General features: G+C 66.9%; 13 protein-coding genes. 5 read left to right on the forward strand and 8 right to left on the reverse strand.

Features of this window, described 5'->3' with window-relative positions:
* Window positions 1-2: 2 nt before the first annotated feature.
* Genes uxaC through EO141_RS00120 form a run of 3 tightly spaced genes read right to left on the reverse strand, consistent with a single transcriptional unit; the run spans window position 3 to window position 3,804 of the window.
* A complete protein-coding gene (gene uxaC / locus EO141_RS00110) occupies window positions 3-1,424 on the reverse strand; it encodes a glucuronate isomerase (RefSeq protein ID WP_126943313.1) in 1,422 nt (473 codons plus the stop codon).
* A 51-nt stretch (window positions 1,425-1,475) separates the two neighbouring features.
* The gene (locus EO141_RS00115) at window positions 1,476-2,468 is read right to left on the reverse strand and encodes an endo-1,4-beta-xylanase (RefSeq protein ID WP_127168212.1); all 993 of its coding nucleotides are present in this window, start codon (window positions 2,466-2,468) and stop codon (window positions 1,476-1,478) included.
* A gap of 10 nt (window positions 2,469-2,478) precedes the next feature.
* Complete coding sequence (locus EO141_RS00120; RefSeq protein WP_119132121.1) at window positions 2,479-3,804, reverse strand: MFS transporter; 1,326 nt, start codon at window positions 3,802-3,804, stop codon at window positions 2,479-2,481.
* 465 nt (window positions 3,805-4,269) lie between these two features.
* On the opposite strand from EO141_RS00120, the gene EO141_RS00125 reads away from it, so the two are divergent.
* The 4 genes from EO141_RS00125 (at window position 4,270) to EO141_RS00140 (ending at window position 10,887) form a co-directional block, all read left to right on the forward strand.
* The gene (locus tag EO141_RS00125; RefSeq protein ID WP_164738976.1) at window positions 4,270-7,212 is read left to right on the forward strand and encodes a TonB-dependent receptor; all 2,943 of its coding nucleotides are present in this window, start codon (window positions 4,270-4,272) and stop codon (window positions 7,210-7,212) included.
* Window positions 7,213-7,453: 241 nt separating this feature from the next.
* Window positions 7,454-8,941 carry an MFS transporter gene (locus EO141_RS00130; RefSeq protein ID WP_127168213.1) on the forward strand — a complete coding sequence of 496 codons (1,488 nt, stop codon included), beginning with the start codon at window positions 7,454-7,456 and terminating at the stop codon, window positions 8,939-8,941.
* Window positions 8,942-8,974: 33 nt separating this feature from the next.
* Window positions 8,975-10,009 (forward strand): glycoside hydrolase family 43 protein, encoded by a 1,035-nt coding sequence (locus tag EO141_RS00135; RefSeq protein WP_127168214.1) that lies wholly within the window; start codon window positions 8,975-8,977, stop codon window positions 10,007-10,009.
* A gap of 344 nt (window positions 10,010-10,353) precedes the next feature.
* Window positions 10,354-10,887 carry a lipocalin family protein gene (locus tag EO141_RS00140; RefSeq protein WP_115678150.1) on the forward strand — a complete coding sequence of 178 codons (534 nt, stop codon included), beginning with the start codon at window positions 10,354-10,356 and terminating at the stop codon, window positions 10,885-10,887.
* A gap of 87 nt (window positions 10,888-10,974) precedes the next feature.
* On the opposite strand, the gene EO141_RS00145 is transcribed toward EO141_RS00140, so the two are convergent.
* On the reverse strand, window positions 10,975-11,328 hold the full coding sequence (locus EO141_RS00145; protein ID WP_127168215.1) for a ribonuclease E inhibitor RraB: 354 nt from the start codon (window positions 11,326-11,328) through the stop codon (window positions 10,975-10,977).
* Between the two features lie 444 nt (window positions 11,329-11,772).
* Window positions 11,773-11,907 carry a hypothetical protein gene (locus EO141_RS21815; RefSeq protein WP_256359907.1) on the reverse strand — a complete coding sequence of 45 codons (135 nt, stop codon included), beginning with the start codon at window positions 11,905-11,907 and terminating at the stop codon, window positions 11,773-11,775.
* A 154-nt stretch (window positions 11,908-12,061) separates the two neighbouring features.
* Between EO141_RS21815 and EO141_RS00155 the strand changes: the two genes are divergently transcribed.
* On the forward strand, window positions 12,062-12,265 hold the full coding sequence (locus EO141_RS00155) for a YdcH family protein (RefSeq protein ID WP_164738977.1): 204 nt from the start codon (window positions 12,062-12,064) through the stop codon (window positions 12,263-12,265).
* Between the two features lie 406 nt (window positions 12,266-12,671).
* On the opposite strand, the gene EO141_RS00160 is transcribed toward EO141_RS00155, so the two are convergent.
* From EO141_RS00160 to EO141_RS00170, 3 genes are all read right to left on the reverse strand, one after another.
* A complete protein-coding gene (locus tag EO141_RS00160) occupies window positions 12,672-13,652 on the reverse strand; it encodes a zinc-binding dehydrogenase (RefSeq protein ID WP_127168216.1) in 981 nt (326 codons plus the stop codon).
* Window positions 13,653-14,013: 361 nt separating this feature from the next.
* On the reverse strand, window positions 14,014-16,683 hold the full coding sequence (gene plsB, locus EO141_RS00165; protein ID WP_115678152.1) for a glycerol-3-phosphate 1-O-acyltransferase PlsB: 2,670 nt from the start codon (window positions 16,681-16,683) through the stop codon (window positions 14,014-14,016).
* Window positions 16,683-17,660, reverse strand: coding sequence for a hypothetical protein (locus tag EO141_RS00170; RefSeq protein WP_164738978.1), 978 nt, complete (start codon window positions 17,658-17,660; stop codon window positions 16,683-16,685). Before EO141_RS00170 ends, plsB begins: the two co-directional genes overlap by 1 nt.
* Between the last annotated feature and the right edge of the window lie 396 nt (window positions 17,661-18,056).

Raw genomic sequence — 18,056 nt, forward strand, 5'->3', positions numbered from 1 at the left:
CTTCACAGGTGGTAGGCCCGCTTGGGCAAGCGGTAGGCCAGATCGATCGCCACCTCGACCGCTTCATCCTCATCCAGGCGATGCTCGGCAACCAGCCTGGCGAGAAACGCGCTGTCCACGCGTCGCGCCACATCGTGGCGTGCCGGGATCGACAGGAAGGCGCGGGTGTCGTCGTTGAAACCCACGGTGTTGTAGAAGCCGGCGCTGGCCAGGGTCTGCTCGCGGAAGCGCCACATGCCCTCCGGCGCGTCATGGAACCACCAGGCCGGGCCCAGCAACAGCGACGGGTAATGCCCGGCCAAGGGCGCCAGCTCGCGGCTGTAGCTGGTCTCGTCCAGGGTAAACACGATCAGGTGCAGGCGCGGGTCGTTCCCGAACCGGTCCAGCAAGGGCTTGAGCGCGTGCACGTAGTCGGTGCGCATCGGAATATCGGCGCCCTTGTCGCGCCCGAAGGTCTGGAACAGCTGCCGGTTGTGATTACGAAAACAGCCCGGATGCAGCTGCATCACCAGGCCATCGTCCAGGCTCATCGCCGCCATCTCGGTCAGCACCTGCGCGCGGAACAGCTCGGCCTGCGCCGGCGTGGCCGCACCGCGCACCACGGTGTCGAACAGGCGCTGCGCCTCGGCCGGCGGCAGATCGGCAGTGGCCGCGCTGGGGTGGCCATGGTCGGTGGAGGTTGCGCCGTGTGCGGCAAAGAACGCGCGGCGCTGCCGATGCGCACGCAGATAGCCCTGCCAGCTCAGCACGTCCTCGCCGGTGAGCGCGCCAAACTGCTGCAGCGCGCCGGCAAACTGTTCGTGTTCGGGATCGACCACCGGGTCCGGCCGGTACGCGGTGAGCACGCGTCCCTTCCAGCCGCTGGCGCGAATGGCCGCGTGGTGCTGCAGCGTGTCCAGCGGCGATTCGGTGGTGGCAATCACCTCGATGTTGAAACGCTCGAACAAGGCCCGCGGGCGAAACGCCGCTGTCTGCAAGGCGGCGGTGATGTGGTCGTAGTAATGATCGGCGGTGCCGGCATCCAGCCGGATGCGCAAATCGAACACGTCATGGAAGACATGGTTGAGCCACAACGCTGACGGCGTACCACGCAGCAACGTGTAGTGCTCGGCGAACACGCGCCACGCCGCGCGCGGGTCCACCGCCGCGCGCGACCCGTCCGCCCGCGGGATGCCCAATGCGTCCAACGCGATGCCCTGGCTGTAGAGCATGCGGAACACATAATGGTCCGGCACCAGCAGCAACTCGGTGGCATTGGCGAATGGCGCATCGGTGGCGAACCATGCCGGGTCGGTATGGCCGTGCGGGCTGATGATCGGCAGCGCGGCGACCTGCGCATACAGGCGCCGTGCGATCGCGCGCGTGCCAGGGTCGGCGGGCAGCAGGCGGTCGTCGTGCAAGGTCAGGGGAGAAGGCGTGGACATGGAATCAATGCACCAAAAGAGACTGAAAACGAAATCCAGCGACTGCACGCTTCATGGCGCGCGCGTGCCGGGACGGCTGGCAACGTAATCGCGCAGCCAGGTCAGCGCAGGCCGTTCGGTGCCATCGGCACGGATCAGGTACGCCGCCTCCTTGTCGCGCCACAGGCCGGGGCGGAACCCCCACAGCGTGATGCCGCGCACCGCCGGGTGCTCCCAGAACACCGGGAAGACGCGCTGGTAGTCGGCCAGCTGCTGCGCATCGCTGGGGCCGTCCAGATCGAACTCGGTGATGTAGATCGGCAGGCCGGTCGCGGCCAATGTATCGAGATTGGCACGATGCACCGACATCGCCACATTCGGGGTGGTTTCGAAGGCGTGCTCCTGCACGCCGATCGCATCGACCAACTGCTCGCGCTGCAGCAGCTGCACGATCTGCAGGTACTTCTGCGTGGCCTGGGCGCTGTTGGTGATGCTGTAGTCGTTGATCATCAGCCGCGCCCGCGGAAAGTGCTGGCGCGCCAGCCGGAACGACTGCAGCACCCATTCCCAGCCGCTGGCGCCATTGCCGCCGAGTGCCTGCAGATAATTGCCGCCGCCGGTGTCGTCCTTGCTGGGTGGGTCGTTGAGCGGTTCGTTGACCACTTCCAGCAGGTCGATGTCCGGATACCGCTGCGCAACCGCAGCAAACCACTGCGCGATCTCGCGGCGTTGCTCGGCCGGCGGCAACGACTTGATCCACTCCGGCTGCTGGTTGCCCCACACCATCACATGCATCTGGAACGGCATTCCGTTGGCCTTGGCAAAGCGATAGGCCGTATCCAGCCCGCTCCAATCCATCTGGTCGCGCACCGCTTCCACGCTGCCCCACTTGCCGCTGTTTTCCGGGGTGAGCTTGTTCCAGTACTGCGCGAATCCTGGCGCCTGTTGCGGGCTGTAGGCGCTGCCCAGGAACTTGGGGGCGCCGGCGGCCAGCGGCGCGGCCTGCGCCAGGCTTGCGATGTTCGCTGCAAACAACACGCCGACTGCCAGTGTGCGTAAGTGCATGATGCTTCCCTCAGGACGATGCGGTGGCGGCCGGTGAGGCCGCTGCCGGCAGCTGCGCCGGCTCCAGGCGTGGTACCAGCGCGTGCACCACCGCCAGCGCCAGCAGGTAGGCCGAGCCTGCCATCAGGAACACCGGCACATAACTGCCGGTGGCCTGCAGCAGGAACCCGATGAAGGTGGCGATCAGCATGCCACCGACCGCACCGGCAAAGCCGCCGATGCCGACCACCGTGGCCACCGCATGCCGCGGAAACATGTCCGAGGGCAGCGTGAACAGGTTGGCCGACCAGCCCTGGTGCGCGGCGGTGGCCAGGCCGATCAGGCCGACCGCCAGCCACAGATTATCGGCACGTGCAGCGAACACGATCGGCACCACCGAGACGGCGCAGATCAGCATCGCGGTCTTGCGCGCGCGGTTGACGCTCCAGCCGCGCGCGATGAAGCGCCCGGCGACCCAGCCACCGGCGATGCTGCCGATGTCGGCCAGCACGAAGATCACGATCAACGGCGCGCCCAGTTGCAACAGGCTCAAACCGTATTCGGCATGCAGGAACTTGGGCAGCCAGAACAGGAAGAACCACCAGATCGGGTCGGTGATGAACTTGCCCAGCACGAACGCCCAGGCCTGCCGGTGCCGCAGCACCTGCAGCCACGACAGCCGCCGCTGCACCGGCTCGTGCGCATCGCTGCGGATATGCGCCAGCTCTGCCGCCGACAGGCCGGGCTGCTGCTCCGGCGGGTGATAACTGAGCCACCACACCAGCAGCCAGGTGGCGCTGAGCACGCCGGTGAACAGGAAGGCCGCCTGCCAGCCCCAGGCGGTGGCGATCAGCGGCACCAGCAACGGCGCGACGATGGCACCGATGTTGGAGCCGGAATTGAAGATGCCGGTGGCCAGGGCGCGCTCGCGACGCGGAAACCACTCGGCCACCGTCTTCAACGCAGCGGGGAAGTTGCCGGACTCGCCCAGCCCCAGGAAGAAGCGCGCGATCGCAAAGCCCACCACGCTGGTGGCCAGCGCATGCCCCATCGCCGCCAGGCTCCAGATGCCGATCGCCAGCGCGTAGCCGACGCGCGTGCCGAAGCGGTCGATCACCGCACCGCTGCACAATAGGCCCAGCGCGTAGGCGGCCTGGAAGGCGGTGACGATATAGCCGTACTGGATCTCGTTCCAGCCGATCTGCGTCTGCAGAAACGGCGCCAGCACGCCCAGCACCTGGCGGTCGACATAGTTGATGGTGGTGGCGGCAAGCAGCAGTGCGCACACGCGCCACCGCATGCGGCCCAGGCGCGCCAGCGTGCCGGCGGGCGCTGCGGCGTGCGGCAACTGGCTCATGTGCCCGCGCGCCGCAGCGCTGCTGCGCGCAGCATGCGCGGGGCACGCGCAGCGACCACTGCTAGGCACTGCCGCATGCCCGGGGTAGCCCGGCCTCTGGCTGCCGTGTTCTTCGGTTCGATTCATCGAGCACTGCACCTGCACGAAGGTGGCCTTGCGCCACGGGTGATAGCGCTACCATTACCACGCCATCGGGCAAAAACCATCGCGCAGTGCAGCACGCCAGTGCGTGCTGTGCAGCCGGCACGGTCTCGATCAGCGCCGTTGTTGCCCGCCGCCGCGATGCCCCCGCCGCCTATGCTGCCCTGCAGCGTGATGTTCTGAATTTGGTAGCGCTACCATCCGGCGTCACTGATCGCCCGTTCTTCCCCACCGCACCATCGCCGCGCCGGGCATCGGCAGCGGCACTCCCTGCGCAGGGGCGATGCGTGGGACATCTGCTCACCTGTTAGGGAAGGGATTACGGTGAAGAACAGCTACGCACGAACCGCGTTGTCCTGCGCGTTGGGGTCCATCCTGCTGGGCATGGCCAGCACTGCCGCCTGGGCGCAGTCCAGCGATGCCAGCAGCGCCGCGCCTGCCGCACAACCGCCACCGGCCACCGCTGCCGGCGGCGATGCGGTGACCCAGCTCGACACCGTCACCGTGTCCGGCTACCGACGCAGCATCCAGTTCTCCACCGATGCCAAGCGCGACTCGGTGGGCTTTGCCGACACCGTGTTTGCCGAGGACATCGGCAAGTTCCCGGACATGAATATCGCCGAGTCGCTCAACCGCATCCCCGGTGTGCAGCTCTCGCGCGACGTCAATGGCGAGGGCTTGAACATCGCCATCCGCGGCCTGGGCACCAGCTTCACCAAGACCACGCTCAACGGCGCCAGCATCGCCACCGCCTCGATCGGCCTGAACGCGCAGAACCAGAACCGCGAAGTTGATCTGAACCTGTTTCCCACCGAATTCTTCACCCAGCTCACCGTGAGCAAGACGCCCACCGCGAGCATGCTCGAAGGTGGCGTGTCCGGTGTGGTGGACATGCGCAGCGCGCGCCCGTTCGATCGCCCCGGGGTGCACTTCACCTACCAGGCCCAGGCCGACTGGAACAGCACCAGCGAAAAGACCACCCCGCGCGGCGCCTTCATGGGCAGCTGGACCAACGAGGCAGGCACCTTCGGCGCGCTGTTCGGCGTGGCCTCGGTGCGCAGCAAGCTGGGCGTGCGTGGCTTCGAAAGCGTGGGCTGGACCAACCCCGGCCTGACCTACACCCAGTGCGGCCTTACCCCGCCTGCGGGCACGCCGGCCACCAATCAGCCGGCCGCCTGCAACGTCAATGGCGGCGGCAACTGGCGCATTCCCGACCGCGTGCCGGCCACCGCCGGCAGCAGCCTGACCACCGGCGAGACCATCGATGCGGCCTGGCTGCTGGCGCGCAACCCGGGCCTGAGCATCGACCAGATCAGCGACGCGCTGATTCCGCGGCTGGGCCGCAGCGTCTACATGAATGGCGACCGCGACCGCGATGCCTCGGTGATGTCGCTGGAATGGCGCCCCTCCGACAGCATGCATTTCTACCTGGATACGCTGTATTCGGAAGCCAAGCGCACCACCGAGCGCATCAGCATGAATCTGATCGGCCGCAACGGCAACATGATTCCGCTGGGCATGCAGCTGGACCAGAACAACGTGGTCACCAGCGCCACCTTCGCCAATGCGCAGTACTTCCTGGAAGCGCGCCCGTACCGGGAAGAGGTCAAGTTCTGGAGCGTCAACCCGGGTGCGGAACTGTTGTTCGGCGCGGACCAGGACATCAAGCTCAACGTGCAGGCCAATGCCACGCGCAGCTGGCTGGATCGCGAATCGCCCAGCATCCTGGTCACCTCGCCGTTCACCACCGTCGACTACCGCAATGAGGGCGACGACCGCCCGTCGATCAGCAGCCCGCTCGATCTCAACGACCCGAACCTGGGCTGGGGCTGGAACGGGGGACGGGTCAATATCCAGAACGAAAAACGCGTGACCGAAACACGTGGCGGACGTGCCGACCTGCAATTCGGCGAAGACAAGCGCAACATCAAGATCGGCGCCGCCTACGACCAGGCCGAGCGCACCATTCGCGGCTTCGACAACAGCATCGCCTGGGAGCAGGTGGTCTGCCGCGGCGGCGGCGGCACCATCTGCAACGGCGGCCCCGGCTCGGCAATTCCGAATGCGGCCCTGGCCGGCTATCTGCGCCCCGGCCCGGATGGCTTCATCACCGCCGATTTCAACCGCTTCCTGGGCGACACCAACTACTACGCGCTACGCGATTCCGCCCCGGAAACCAACTCCGCCAACACCGGTGCCTCGGCCGGCGGCATCCGCGAAAAGAATTGGGGTTTCTACATCGAAACCAACGCCGAAACCGAGGTGTGGAACCGCACGCTGCGCTTCAACGCCGGCGTGCGCTACGTGACCACCGACCAGACCATCACCGGCCCGGTCACCATCAACGGCATCCGCCGCATCCAGGTGCTGGATTCGGACTACAAGGAAACCCTGCCCTCGTTCAACGCCGCCTGGGACGTGGCCGACAACGTGGTGCTGCGCCTGTCCAGCTCGCGCACGCTCACCCGCCCCGATCCCAGCGCGATGCTGCCCAACACCAACTTCAGCGACCCCTCCGCGCAGACCGCAACCCAGGGCAATCCGAACCTGGCGCCGTATCTGTCCACCAACGTGGATTTCGGCGGCGAGTGGTACACCGGCGGCGAAGGTTATGTGGGCCTGACGCTGTTCAACAAGCGCATCAGCGGCTTCACCGTCAACGGCGTGCGGCGCATTCCCTTCAACGACCTGGGCGTGCCGTACGAGAGCCTGCTGCCGATCCAGCAGGCCGGCCTGGACCAGCGCGGCGGCCCGAATGCAGCCACCGTGGATGTGCAGACCCAGGTCAACGCCGACGGCGTGCTCAACATCCGCGGCACCGAGGCGATCTGGGTGCAGCCGCTGGACAAGCTGGTCGACGGCATGGGTTTCAGCGTGAACTACACGCACGTTACCCAATCCTCCGAAGGCGAAGGCATTCCGGCAGTGGCGGTCGGCGTCGCGCCCAACCTGTGGAACGGCACCGTGTACTGGGAAAAGGATGCCGCCTCGGTGCGCCTGTCCTACACCTGGAACGACGACATGGTGATCTCCGGCGCCAACCAGAACGGCATTCCGTATGCGCGCCTCAACGCCGATGCGCGTGGCCAGCTGGACCTGTCGGCCAGCTATGCACTGGACTGGCTGCCGTCCAAGCCGCAGCTCACCCTCAACGTCACCAACCTCACCGACGAGCCGCTGCGCACCACCTACGCCTGGCCCAACGCCACCTACGATCTGTACGAGCCCGGCCGCACGGTCATGCTCGGCATCCGCGGCACGTTCTGAGCGTGGTCATCGACACGACCGCACAGAGGCCAGGCGGGTGTGGCCGACCCGTGGAGCGCGCGTGGCCTTGTTGCATGGCACGCGCACCGCATGCCGCTGCCGCTGCCCTGGCGACGGCGCGCGCGGTTTTGCCGGACACTTCAGGCGCCATGCCTGCCGGCGCGATCCGGACCGATCGCGGTCGGCGGCATGGCGCGCGCCGCGGCGTTTCCCGCAGCACTTCTCGAGCCCGCCCCGCCTCATGAACGATCCGTCACAACAGCTCTCCCTGCGCGAAAAGATCGGCTACAGCCTGGGCGACCTGGCCGCCAACCTGATCTTCCAGACGCTGGTCACCTTCCTGGCGTTCTTCTACACCGATGTGTTCCGCATCCCGGCGGGCGTAGCCGCCACGCTGATCTTCGTGGTGGGCATGCTTGGCGCGTTCGTGTTCACGCCCATCATCGGCATCCTGGCCGACCGCACCCGCACGCGCTGGGGCAAGTTCCGCCCGTGGATCCTGTGGACGGCAGTGCCGTTCGGTGCGTTGTCGCTGGCCGCATTCAACACGCCCGCCCTCGGCGAGCAGGGCAAGATCGCCTATGCCTTCGCCACCTACACGCTGCTGATGCTGGTATACGTGGCCAACAACCTGCCCTATTCGGCATTGAGCGGCGTGCTCACCGGCAGCATGGAGCAGCGCAACAGCCTGTCGGCGTATCGCTTCCTGGCGGTGACCTTCGCGCAGTTCATCATCCAGGTGTTGCTGCTGCCGCTGGTGCTGATCCTGGGCAATGGCGACAAGGCGCAGGGCTTTCGCAACACCATGGCGCTGTTCGCCGCCGTCGGTACGCTGTGCTTCCTGATCACCTTCTTCACCACCCGCGAGCGGGTGCTGCCGATCAGCGAACAACGCAGCAGCGTGCGCCAGGACCTGGGCGATCTGGTCCGCAACAAGCCCTGGCTGGTGATGCTGGCGCTGACCATCCTGGTCTTCATCAATCTCGCCATGAAGGGCGGGATGTACATTTACTACTTCAAGTACTACCTCGACGCCGGCGCGCTGGCGCAGTTCCTCGACAATGCCGGCTTCAACCGCTTCATCGCTGCAATCAATAGCGTGCTCACCGGCGCTGGCATGAGCGCACTGCAATGGCCGCAGGACGCACCGACCTCGGCCTTCAGCGTGTTCAGCGCCGGCGGCATCCTGGCGATGATCGTGGGCATCGGCTTTTCCAAACGCCTGGCCGACCGCTACGGCAAGCGCAATGTGTTCGGCGGCGCGCTGCTGGTTTCCACGCTGTTTTTGCTGGCGTTCTATGTGTATCCGCCGGCGGCGATCGGCTGGGTGTTCGCCTCCTATGTGCTGCATGGCTTCTTCTACGGCATCACCATCCCGCTGCTGTGGGCGATGATCGCCGACGTGGCCGACTACTCGGAGTGGAAGAACCACCGCCGCGCCACCGCGATCATCTTCTCGGCGATGTTGTGCGGGCTGAAGATCGGCCTGAGCGTCGGCGGCGCCCTGGTGGCCGGCATCCTGGCCTTCTATGGCTACGACGCCGCCCTGCCGCTGCAAGGCGCTGCGGTGACGAGCGGCATTCGCCTGGCCATCAGCGTGTATGCGTCCATCCCGTTCCTGCTCGGCACCGCGTTGCTGGCGCTGTACGAGATCGACAAGACGCTGGAAACCCGCATCGAACACGAGCTGGGCCTGCGCCGTCAGGCCGCACCACTCGCTTCGCCCTGACTCCCTCCTTCCACCTCATGCACAGGTACGCGCATGTCCGATGAACTGCACACCGCTGCACTGCAGGCGCTGGCGCGCACCGCCATTTCCGCACCGCTGGTCACCCACCTCTACACCGCCGACCCGTCCGCACACGTGTTCGACGGCGCGCTGTACATCTACCCCTCCCACGACATCGATGCCGGCGTTGCCTTCAGCGACGACGGCTCGCACTTCGACATGGCCGACTACCACGTGCTGCGCATGGCGCATCCGCACGCGCCGGTGGAAGACCTGGGGCAGGTGCTGCACGTGCGCGACGTGCCCTGGGCACAGCGACAGATGTGGGCACCGGATGCCGCGCAGCGCGACGGCAAGACCTACCTGTATTTTCCCGCCAAACGTGCCGACGGCATCTTCCAGATCGGCGTGGCGGTCGGCGATGGCCCGCAAGGCCCGTTCGTCGCCGAGCCCGAACCCATCGCCGGCACCTACTCGATCGACCCGGCCGTCCTGGCCGACGACGACGGCGCGCACTACCTGTACTTCGGCGGCATCTGGGGCGGCCAGCTGCAGCACTACCGCAATAATGTCTACGCGCCGACCCATCAGGAACCTGACGACGCTGCGCCTGCGCTCGGCCCGCGCGTCGCCCGCCTGCGCGAGGACATGACGCAACTGGCAGAGCCCACCCGCGAGATCGTCATCCTCGACGAACACGGCGCCCCGCTCCGCGCCGGCGACCACGCCCGCCGCTTCTTCGAAGGCCCCTGGGTGCATCGCCATGCGGGCCGCTACTACCTGTCGTATTCCACCGGCGACACCCACCTGATCTGCTACGCCACCAGCGACTCCCCGTACGGGCCATTCGTCTACCAGGGCGTGCTGCTCGCACCGGTGATCGGCTGGACCACGCATCACTCCATCTGTGCGTTCGAAGGCCAGTGGTATCTGTTCTATCACGACGCTGTCTTGTCGGGCGGGCAGACACATCTGCGCAGCATCAAGATGGCACCGTTGCAGCATGATGCCGACGGAAGGATCGCGACGATTTATCCATATGGCGAAGACGCGGTGTCGCCCTGGTGACTGCCGTTGCGCTTCTGCTTCCCGGAGCGTCCACCAGCGCGTCATGGCTCCACCGCCGGCACTGAACGACACGTCCTGTCACCGCGATGCTTTCAAAGCACGTCGTGATCCTTACTGCGGCCGATCGTCGCCCCAGCGCTCAAGTCTTTGATCGAGCATCTCCTGGCGTGCGCGACGCGTCGGCCTCACGCTTCAACGCGGCCATGACATGTTGGACGTTACCGTCGCCTCACTGGCACGGCAGGCCGGCGTGCGCCAGTGCGGAACTGCATCGCATGGGGTTGCATCCGCACGCATGGCAACTCCGTAGGGCATGTACGTGTTTCTTTTAGCTGGAGATTGTCATGCGACATGGTTCGATGCTGTTGTTACTGACGCTCGCGGCCCACGGAAGTGCCAGCGGCGGTGAGTCGCGTTCCGCCTTGCCGCGCGCAGACAGCGTGGACGTGCCACGCTTCATGGGCGACTGGTACGTGATCGCGCACATTCCCACCCGGCCCGAGCGCAAGGCCTACGATGCGGTGGAGAGCTATGCACTGCGCCCGGACGGCCGCATCCAGACCACCTTTACCTTTCGCAAGGGCAGCTTCCAGGCACCGCTCAAGTCCATGCATCCGATCGGCCGGGTGGCGAAGGAGGGCAATGGCGCGCTGTGGAGCATGCAATTCTTCTGGCCGTTCAAGGCCGAGTACGTGATCGCCTGGCGCGATGCAGACTATTCGCAGACCATCGTGGCACGCAGCAAGCGCGATTACGTCTGGTATATGGCGCGCACGCCGCAGGTCTCCGAGGCCGACTATCAGCAGGCCGTCCAACGTATCGCCGCCATGGGCTACGACGTCTCGCAGCTGCGCCGCGTCCCGCAGTCGCAGCGCTGACGCGGTAAAGCGCCGCTGCGGTAACAAAACTGCGACCGCGCCCAGCGGCGCAGTGGCCGCATCGCAAGCGCGTGTACGCCGCGCGCGTCAGACGTCCTTGTCGTGCACGGAAAATTCCCAACCGTCATTCAAGCCACCCAAGGGCTTGGCTTCGGTTGCCAGCTCTTCCTCGAACGCCGAAATCGCCTTGTACGTTGGGATCATGGTCGGATACACCGTCACGTCCATCGGAAACGCCGTGTTGTCCGGGTAGTGGCAGCAACGCACCTTCTGCTCGAAGCGCAGCAGCGTCACCGAGAACTCCAGTGCCGACTCCTTCGTGGGGAAGACCACGGAGAACGCAATCTCGCGTGGCTTGGATAGATCCACCCCTTGCTGGGCGATGTGCCAGAGAGTGTCGCCGTTGTCGTCGTTGGGATACAGGTCCGGATGTCGTTGCATGAGGGTTTGGATTTTGGCGGCCAATTGGCCGAGGAGGAATTCTAGCGCCTGGCTCTCACCAGGTATTCATATGTGACGTAGCAATGGCGCGCCGCCAGCGGCACTGGAGAGCAGGTACTCAGGCAGAGCAGGAGGCTCGCTGAGCAGCGCGGTTATCGCAGGTAGGGCGGAGGCAGCAAGACCCGTCGTCTGGCCGCCGGCTTCAGCACCCGAATCCAATCAGACACGCGACTGGAGTCGCGTGGTGACCATGCAACCGCATGCAGGGTGGGCGCCATCCAGAGCAACCGACTGAGCATCCATGCTGATCACAGGTCACTTCAGACAATGGTGAAAACTCCATTGTGGTTGGGCATGTCCTCCGGTCGCCACTGCTTGTGAGGTCTCTGACCACGCTCCACATCGTGGGCGTGACATCATCCTGCCTTGTTACCAGACCTTTCATCAGCTTGTGGACGATAGGCGCACCGCTGCCTTATCCACAAGGTCGAAATTGTCAGACATTGCGTTGTCGGCGGCGCTGGCCGGGTTGGCGGCGGCGAGCAGGCTCAGGGCCGGCAGGGAAGACCGCAGGCGCATCGTAAGACTCCTTTCTCGACGGCCGTGGCCGCGCGGCAATGAGGGGATCGGGTGCGCCGCCCGCTTCCCCGGCGGCGCGTCGGCGTTGTCGCAGCCTCAAGCTGCCTGGCAAGCAGGTGACGCGACCGGGCCGCGGTTGTGTATGCTCGGAGCCGTGGAAACCCTCTCACCCGCCGAGATCGCCGAGCAGATCGCCGAGTTGCGACGCGCCCACCGCGCGTTGGACGAGGAGATCCAGCGCGTGCCCGCGAACCTGGAGGACGAGCTGCAGATGAAGCGCCTGAAGAAGCGCAAGCTGCATCTCAAGGACTGCATCACACGGCTGGAGATGGAGCTGGTGCCTGACGAGCCGGCGTGAGGCCATGCCTGCAGTTGGGCTCGCTTGTCGACACCGGCGCGCTGATCGCGGCGGCTGCCCGCTCTTGGGGCCAATTCCCCTGCGTAGGAGCGCACCTGGGCGCGATGAGGCGTCCCCCTGGAAGGCCCGTCGCGCTCAGGCGTGCTTCTACGGTGCCTGTGAGCAGATTGGCTGGCGGGGCTGCGAATGCGCGACATGTGATTCGCGAGGGGGGACGCGGCGTGTCATGGCTGGTGGAGCAAGCGTGGCCTTGGCGTGGCGTTGCGCGCACGTAACCGCCTGACTGCGAGTCCGCAGACGTTGACCAACTGTCGCTGCGTTTCCCGCATGCGCCCTTGGGGCACCTCCCCCGCCAGCGGGGGAAGGAAGCGCCAAGGCGAGACAATCAGACTCCTGCGTGCAGCGCTCAGCCTGCGCGCAGCAGGATCTTGCCACGGCGGCCCGGCTCGGCGCTGGCCGCTGCCGCTTTGGCGGCGTCTTCTAGGTCGAACACCGCTTCCACCGGCAGGGCCAGGCTGCCATCGACGGCGGCCTTGAGCAGTTCGCCGATCATGCGGCGCTTGTCCTCGGGCTTGGTGGCGGCCATGACCTTGCTGCCCCAGAAGCCGCGCACGCTGGCCTGCTTGAAGATCACATCGCCGGTGGAAATCTGCAACGGCTCGCCGGTCATCGAGCCGAACGAGACCAGCTCGCCGCCTTCGGCCAGCAGCCCCATCAGCTCACCGGCCGCGCTGCCGGCGACAGAGTCGATCGCGCGTACGATGGGTGCGTCGCCGGCCAGCGCGCGGGCGGTGTCCTGCCAGCCTTCCTGCGCGGTGGAGACTGCATTGCCAATGCCCAGCGCCTGCAACTCGTCCACGCCGGCATCGCGGCGCACCAGGTTGATCACGTTGATGCCGCGTACGGCGGCGAGCATGGCCACGGTCTTGCCGACCGCGCCGTTGGCGGTGTTCTGCACGATCCAGTCGCCTTTTTCGACCTGCAGGAATTCGATCAGCATCAAGGCGCTCAGCGGCATGGCGATCAGCTGGCAGCCGCGGTCGTCGTCGAGCGCGTCGGGCAGCGGCACCACGCCGGACGCGTCGGCGAGGAAGTACTCCGCCCAGCTTTCATGCACGCCGGCGGCGACCACGCGCTGGCCGATCTGCAGGCCGTCGACACCGTCGCCGAGTGCGTCGATCACGCCGGCCGCTTCGCTGCCGCCGATGGCGGGCAGCTCGGGCTTGTAGCCGTAATTGCCGCGCACGGTCCACAGGTCGTGGTTGTGGATCGGCGAGCGACGCATGGCGATGCGCACCTGGCCCTTGCCGGGTTGCGGGGTGGGCCGCTGGCCGAGTTCGAGCACCTTGGCAGGGTCGCCGAATTGGGTGTGGATGGCTGCGCGCATGGAATCTCCTGCCGGGCACGCCAGTGGTCCAACGCACCCGATCGTGATGAAAGGTGGCGCGATGCTATCGGCACGGCCGCAAGCGGAGGATGAAACGGGCGGAACTGTTGTGTGAAGTTGCGGGCGTCAGTGGAGGACGCCAGAAGTGACTCTGGTCTGCTGCAGCGCCGGGGGGTTGCATGCTGACTGCCCTCACCCGCCCTTCGGGCACCTTCTCCCGGAGGGAGAAGGGAGGCGTCGTGCGCACCTGCGCTTCCTTTCCTTGCTGGTGCGCTACCGTTGTCCGCCTACCGCAGGGAGACGCTGGCGTCTGTAGCGCCGCCTTCTACCGCAGGGAGACGCTGGCGTCTGTAGCGCCGCCTCACTCGGCCGGCGGCAGCACCACATCCGGCTTGACCGCTTCGGGGCTGACCCGCTCGATGGTGTGGCGCAGTTCGCGGCCAAGGATGAACTTGGCGTCCTTGGCCCAGGCATCCAGGCGCTCGTCGAACAGCAGCTTGCTGTTCTCGTCCGGCCACACCAGGCGCAACTCGCGCAGTTTCTGGATGAAGCTGCGGAACAGGGTCTTGTCGAAGAACTCCGGGGCGGCCGGGGCGTACAACAGGCTCAGGCGTTGCGCGGCCTGCTGGCACAGGCTTTCCAGTTCTCCGGCGCCGAGTACGCCGGGGCCGTTCTTCACCAGCACCGAGATGGCGATGTAATAGCGCTCGAAGGCCTGCTGCAGCGAATGGCCGATCGCCCGCAGGCGGAACACTTCATCGGTCTGCCCGGTGTTGCGCGCCAGGATGCCGCCATCGTCGTCGGTGACGTTGAGCAGCAGGCCCTCGCGCACGAACATGTCGATGGTCTGCTCGATGCGCTCGGCAAAGCGGTCCTCGCTCCATGGCAGGAACAGTTCGGCCTGCAGGAACGGGTACACCGTGCGGCCCAGGCGGATCAGGCCGGCGCGGCTCATGCGGCGGTTGTTCTGGAAGCAGCAGGCCACCCACGAGGACGCGGTGAACAGGTGCAGCACATTGTTGCGGAAGTAGCTCAGCAGCACCGCGGTGTCGCCGCTGACGCTCAGCACATCGCCCAGCGGATGCGACACGCGCGTGAGCACGTTGATCTCTTCGGCGTGGGTGATGATGCGCGCCGGGGTGTGCGGGGTGACGGTAACGCGGTCCGAGTACGGCATTTCCGCCAGCAGCTTCTTGCACAACTCGATCTGCGCGATCAGGTCGGCCTCGCCCATCGCATGCTTGGGCGTGGACAGCAGCGCCAGCGCCAGCAGGTTGATCGGATTGACGTCGGCGGCGCAGTTGATGCGGGTCTGGATCTGGGTGGACAGCGTGTCCACCGCCGGTGCCAGCCAGGTGGGTTTTTCGTCGTCGGGCAGCGGTTGGCCGTCCCAGTCGGGCGCGTGCCTGGCCAGCACGTCGTTGAGCGCGATCGGCTCGCCGAAGTTCACCACCACCTGGCCGTAGTTCTGCTTGAGCACCTTGGGGATGGACCACAGCAGGCCCCAGATCGATTCCTTTTCCTTCGGCCGGCCGGTGAGCTCGTCCAGGTAGCTGTTGCCTTCCATCAGCTTCTCGTAGCCGATGTAGACCGGCTGGAACAGCACCGGCTTGCGCGGCTGGCGCAGGTAAGCGCGCAAGGTCATCGCGATCATGCCGCCCTTGGGCTGCAGCAGGCGGCCGGTGCGCGAGCGCCCGCCTTCGACGAAGTATTCGATCGAATAGCCGCCGGCCACCAGCTGGGCGACGTATTCGCTCAGCACCGCCGAATACAGCGCGTTGCCCTTGATGGAGCGGCGGATGAAGAACGCCCCGCCCTTGCGCAGCAGCGTGCCCACCACCGGCAGGTTGAGGTTGATGCCGGCCACGATGTGCGGCGGCACGATGCCGCGCTCGTACAGCAGGTAGCTCAGCAGCAGGTAATCCATGTGGCTGCGGTGGCTGGGCACGTAGACCACTTCGTGCCCGGGCGCGGCCTGCTTGAGCTTGTCCAGGTGGTGCACCAGCACGCCGGCGTAGATGCGGTTCCACACGTGGGTGAGCAGGAAGCTGGCCGAGCGCACCACCGGGCTGGAATAGTCGGCGGCGATCTCCCAGGCGTAGGCGTGCGCCTTGCGCCAGGCATCGACCGGCTTGGAGTTGTCGCGCTTGGCCTGGGTGGCGATGGCCTCGCGCACCGAGTCGGCGGCCAGCACCTGGTCCACCAGCAGGCGTCGGGTGGACAGGTCCGGCCCGATCACCGCCTCGCGGATGCGCCGGAAGTGGGTGCGCAACACGCGCTGCAGCTTGCGCAGGGTGCGCTCGGGCGGCAGGCCCTCGGCCATGGTCTGGCGCAGCGAGATCGGCGGGGCGAAGCGCACGATGGTGGTGCGCCCGTTGAGCAGCACCGCCAGCAGGCGCCGGAAGCGGCCGACCAGCGCCCAGTTTTCCGAGAACAGCACCGCGAACCAGCCGCTCTGCTTGTCCGGCGCGCGGCCGACGAAGATCGACACCGGCACCAGGTGCACGTCCAGGTCGGCACGCACGCGGTGCGCCTGCAGCAGCTTGGCCAGCGAATCGGAATGGGTCTTGCCGCCGCGCTGCTCGGGGATCAGCGAGTTGCTGCTGCTGCGCCGCGACAGCGCCAGGTAGGCGCGCTTGCGCTGCAGCGGGTCGCCCGGCAGCGGCACCAGCGGCGAGGGCAGCCCCGCTTCGCGGCAGGCCTTGTCCAGGATCAGCGCGCTGGACAGGCCGTAGTCCTCCAGCACATAGACCACCGGCGTGCCGTCGTCGTAGCGGCTGGGTTGGTCCGGTTCGATGGTCAGGCTCAGCCAGGGGTCGGCGAGCCGGCCGAGCAGGCGCGCCCACCACGGGCGCTTGGCGTTGCGGGCGGCGGCGACGGCGGGCGCGATCGACGGCGCAACCTCCGGCGGAACCGGTGTGGCGGTCGGCAATGCGGCGGCCGTGGCGCCGAGATCGGCGGCGGCAGCGCTGGGCGGGGCGGGCTGGCCGTCCGGGAACGGCAGGGGATTCTGGTCTGGCATCACGGTCATTATCGCCCAGCCGGGCGCTGCCCGGTGGCGGCGGGCGTGGCGGGCGCGGCCGCCGGGGTGTCAGGCGTCGCCGCGGCATCGGGTACGGGCGTGGCCGGCGGCGCGGCGTCGAGCAGCGCCTGGACCTCGTCCTGGGTCTGCTGCTGGTACCAGTGGCCGTCGCGCTTGATCAGGGCGATGCTCAGGTCGATGTCGTGCGCGGCCAGCGGATAGCGCAACCGCACCTGGGCGCGGTCGCCGTCCTGGCTGATCAGGCCGGTGCGCAGCGCATCCAGGCTGCCGTCCAGCGACAGGCCGTAACGCTCCAGCACCTGCTTGGCCGCGGCCCAGAACGGCCCGAGCCGGCGCAGGCTCTCTTCCATCCCCAGCCGCTGCAGATCGGCATCCGAGCCGATGCCGGTGGCACGGGCGGCGGTCACCAGGTCGGTGATGCTGGCCTTGGCGCGCGCGCGATCGGCCAGCGGCGCCGTGGCGGCCCAGGCGCTCAGGGCATCGACCAGCTGCACGTAGTGGGCGCGCTGCTCGGGCTGGTAGTCGCTGCGGCTGCGCAGGTATTGCACGCCGAACTGGCCCAGCGACTGCGCGGCCTGGCGGATGCCCTGCGCCTGGCCGGCCAGCTGCGCATCGAAGGCCTGCTGCAGCTGGCGCTCGGCGCCGGGCGCCGACAAAGTCCCGAGCAGGCTGCCGACCTCGTTGGGCAACGGCAGCTCGGTCAGCGGCCAACGGCTGGCCCCGCTGCGCCAGGCCGCTTCCAGCCGGGTGTATTGCGCAGGGGTGACCCGGATCCGCGCATAGGCGACCAGGTCGTTGCGCCGCAATGGCAGGGTCATCGACTGCATCGCCGCAGCCGGCTCGGCGCTGGCGCCCGGCAATGCGGCGGTCTTGTCCGTACGCTGGCAGCTGCTGACGCACAGCGCTGCCAGCAGCACCCACGCGATGGACTGGAACCGGCCGGCGCGGACGGTGGATGGCGACATGCGCACGCTGTTCCCCCTGATCGATCGGCGCATCTTGCTGGCTGAACGCACTGGCGGCAAGGCGCGCGACAACCGTGCGCCCGGGTACGGTACAAAATGTTAGGTTTTCGTAGTTCCACGCACGATGTCGTCCGGTGTCCGACATTGACTGCTGTTGTCCCTTGCGGACAAACTTGTCCAGGCGATGTCGCCAAGCCCTTGTGCCACGTGCATTTGGCGCAATGGTGCAGCGCATCATGTAAGCGCTTGCAGTTCCTGCTAGCGTGCGCGCCATCTCGCTCTGAGGTCGCCATCGGTTGGGGCCGATGTCATTCATGTGCATGTGTGACACGAACGTTCTGCGCCAGCGGACCGTGCGCCCCTACCCGGCGCGCGCCGGCAACCGCGTTGTCCTGG

This window comes from Xanthomonas sp. BRIP62415, from assembly GCF_003993515.1.
In the GTDB taxonomy this organism is placed as follows: domain Bacteria; phylum Pseudomonadota; class Gammaproteobacteria; order Xanthomonadales; family Xanthomonadaceae; genus Xanthomonas; species Xanthomonas euroxanthea.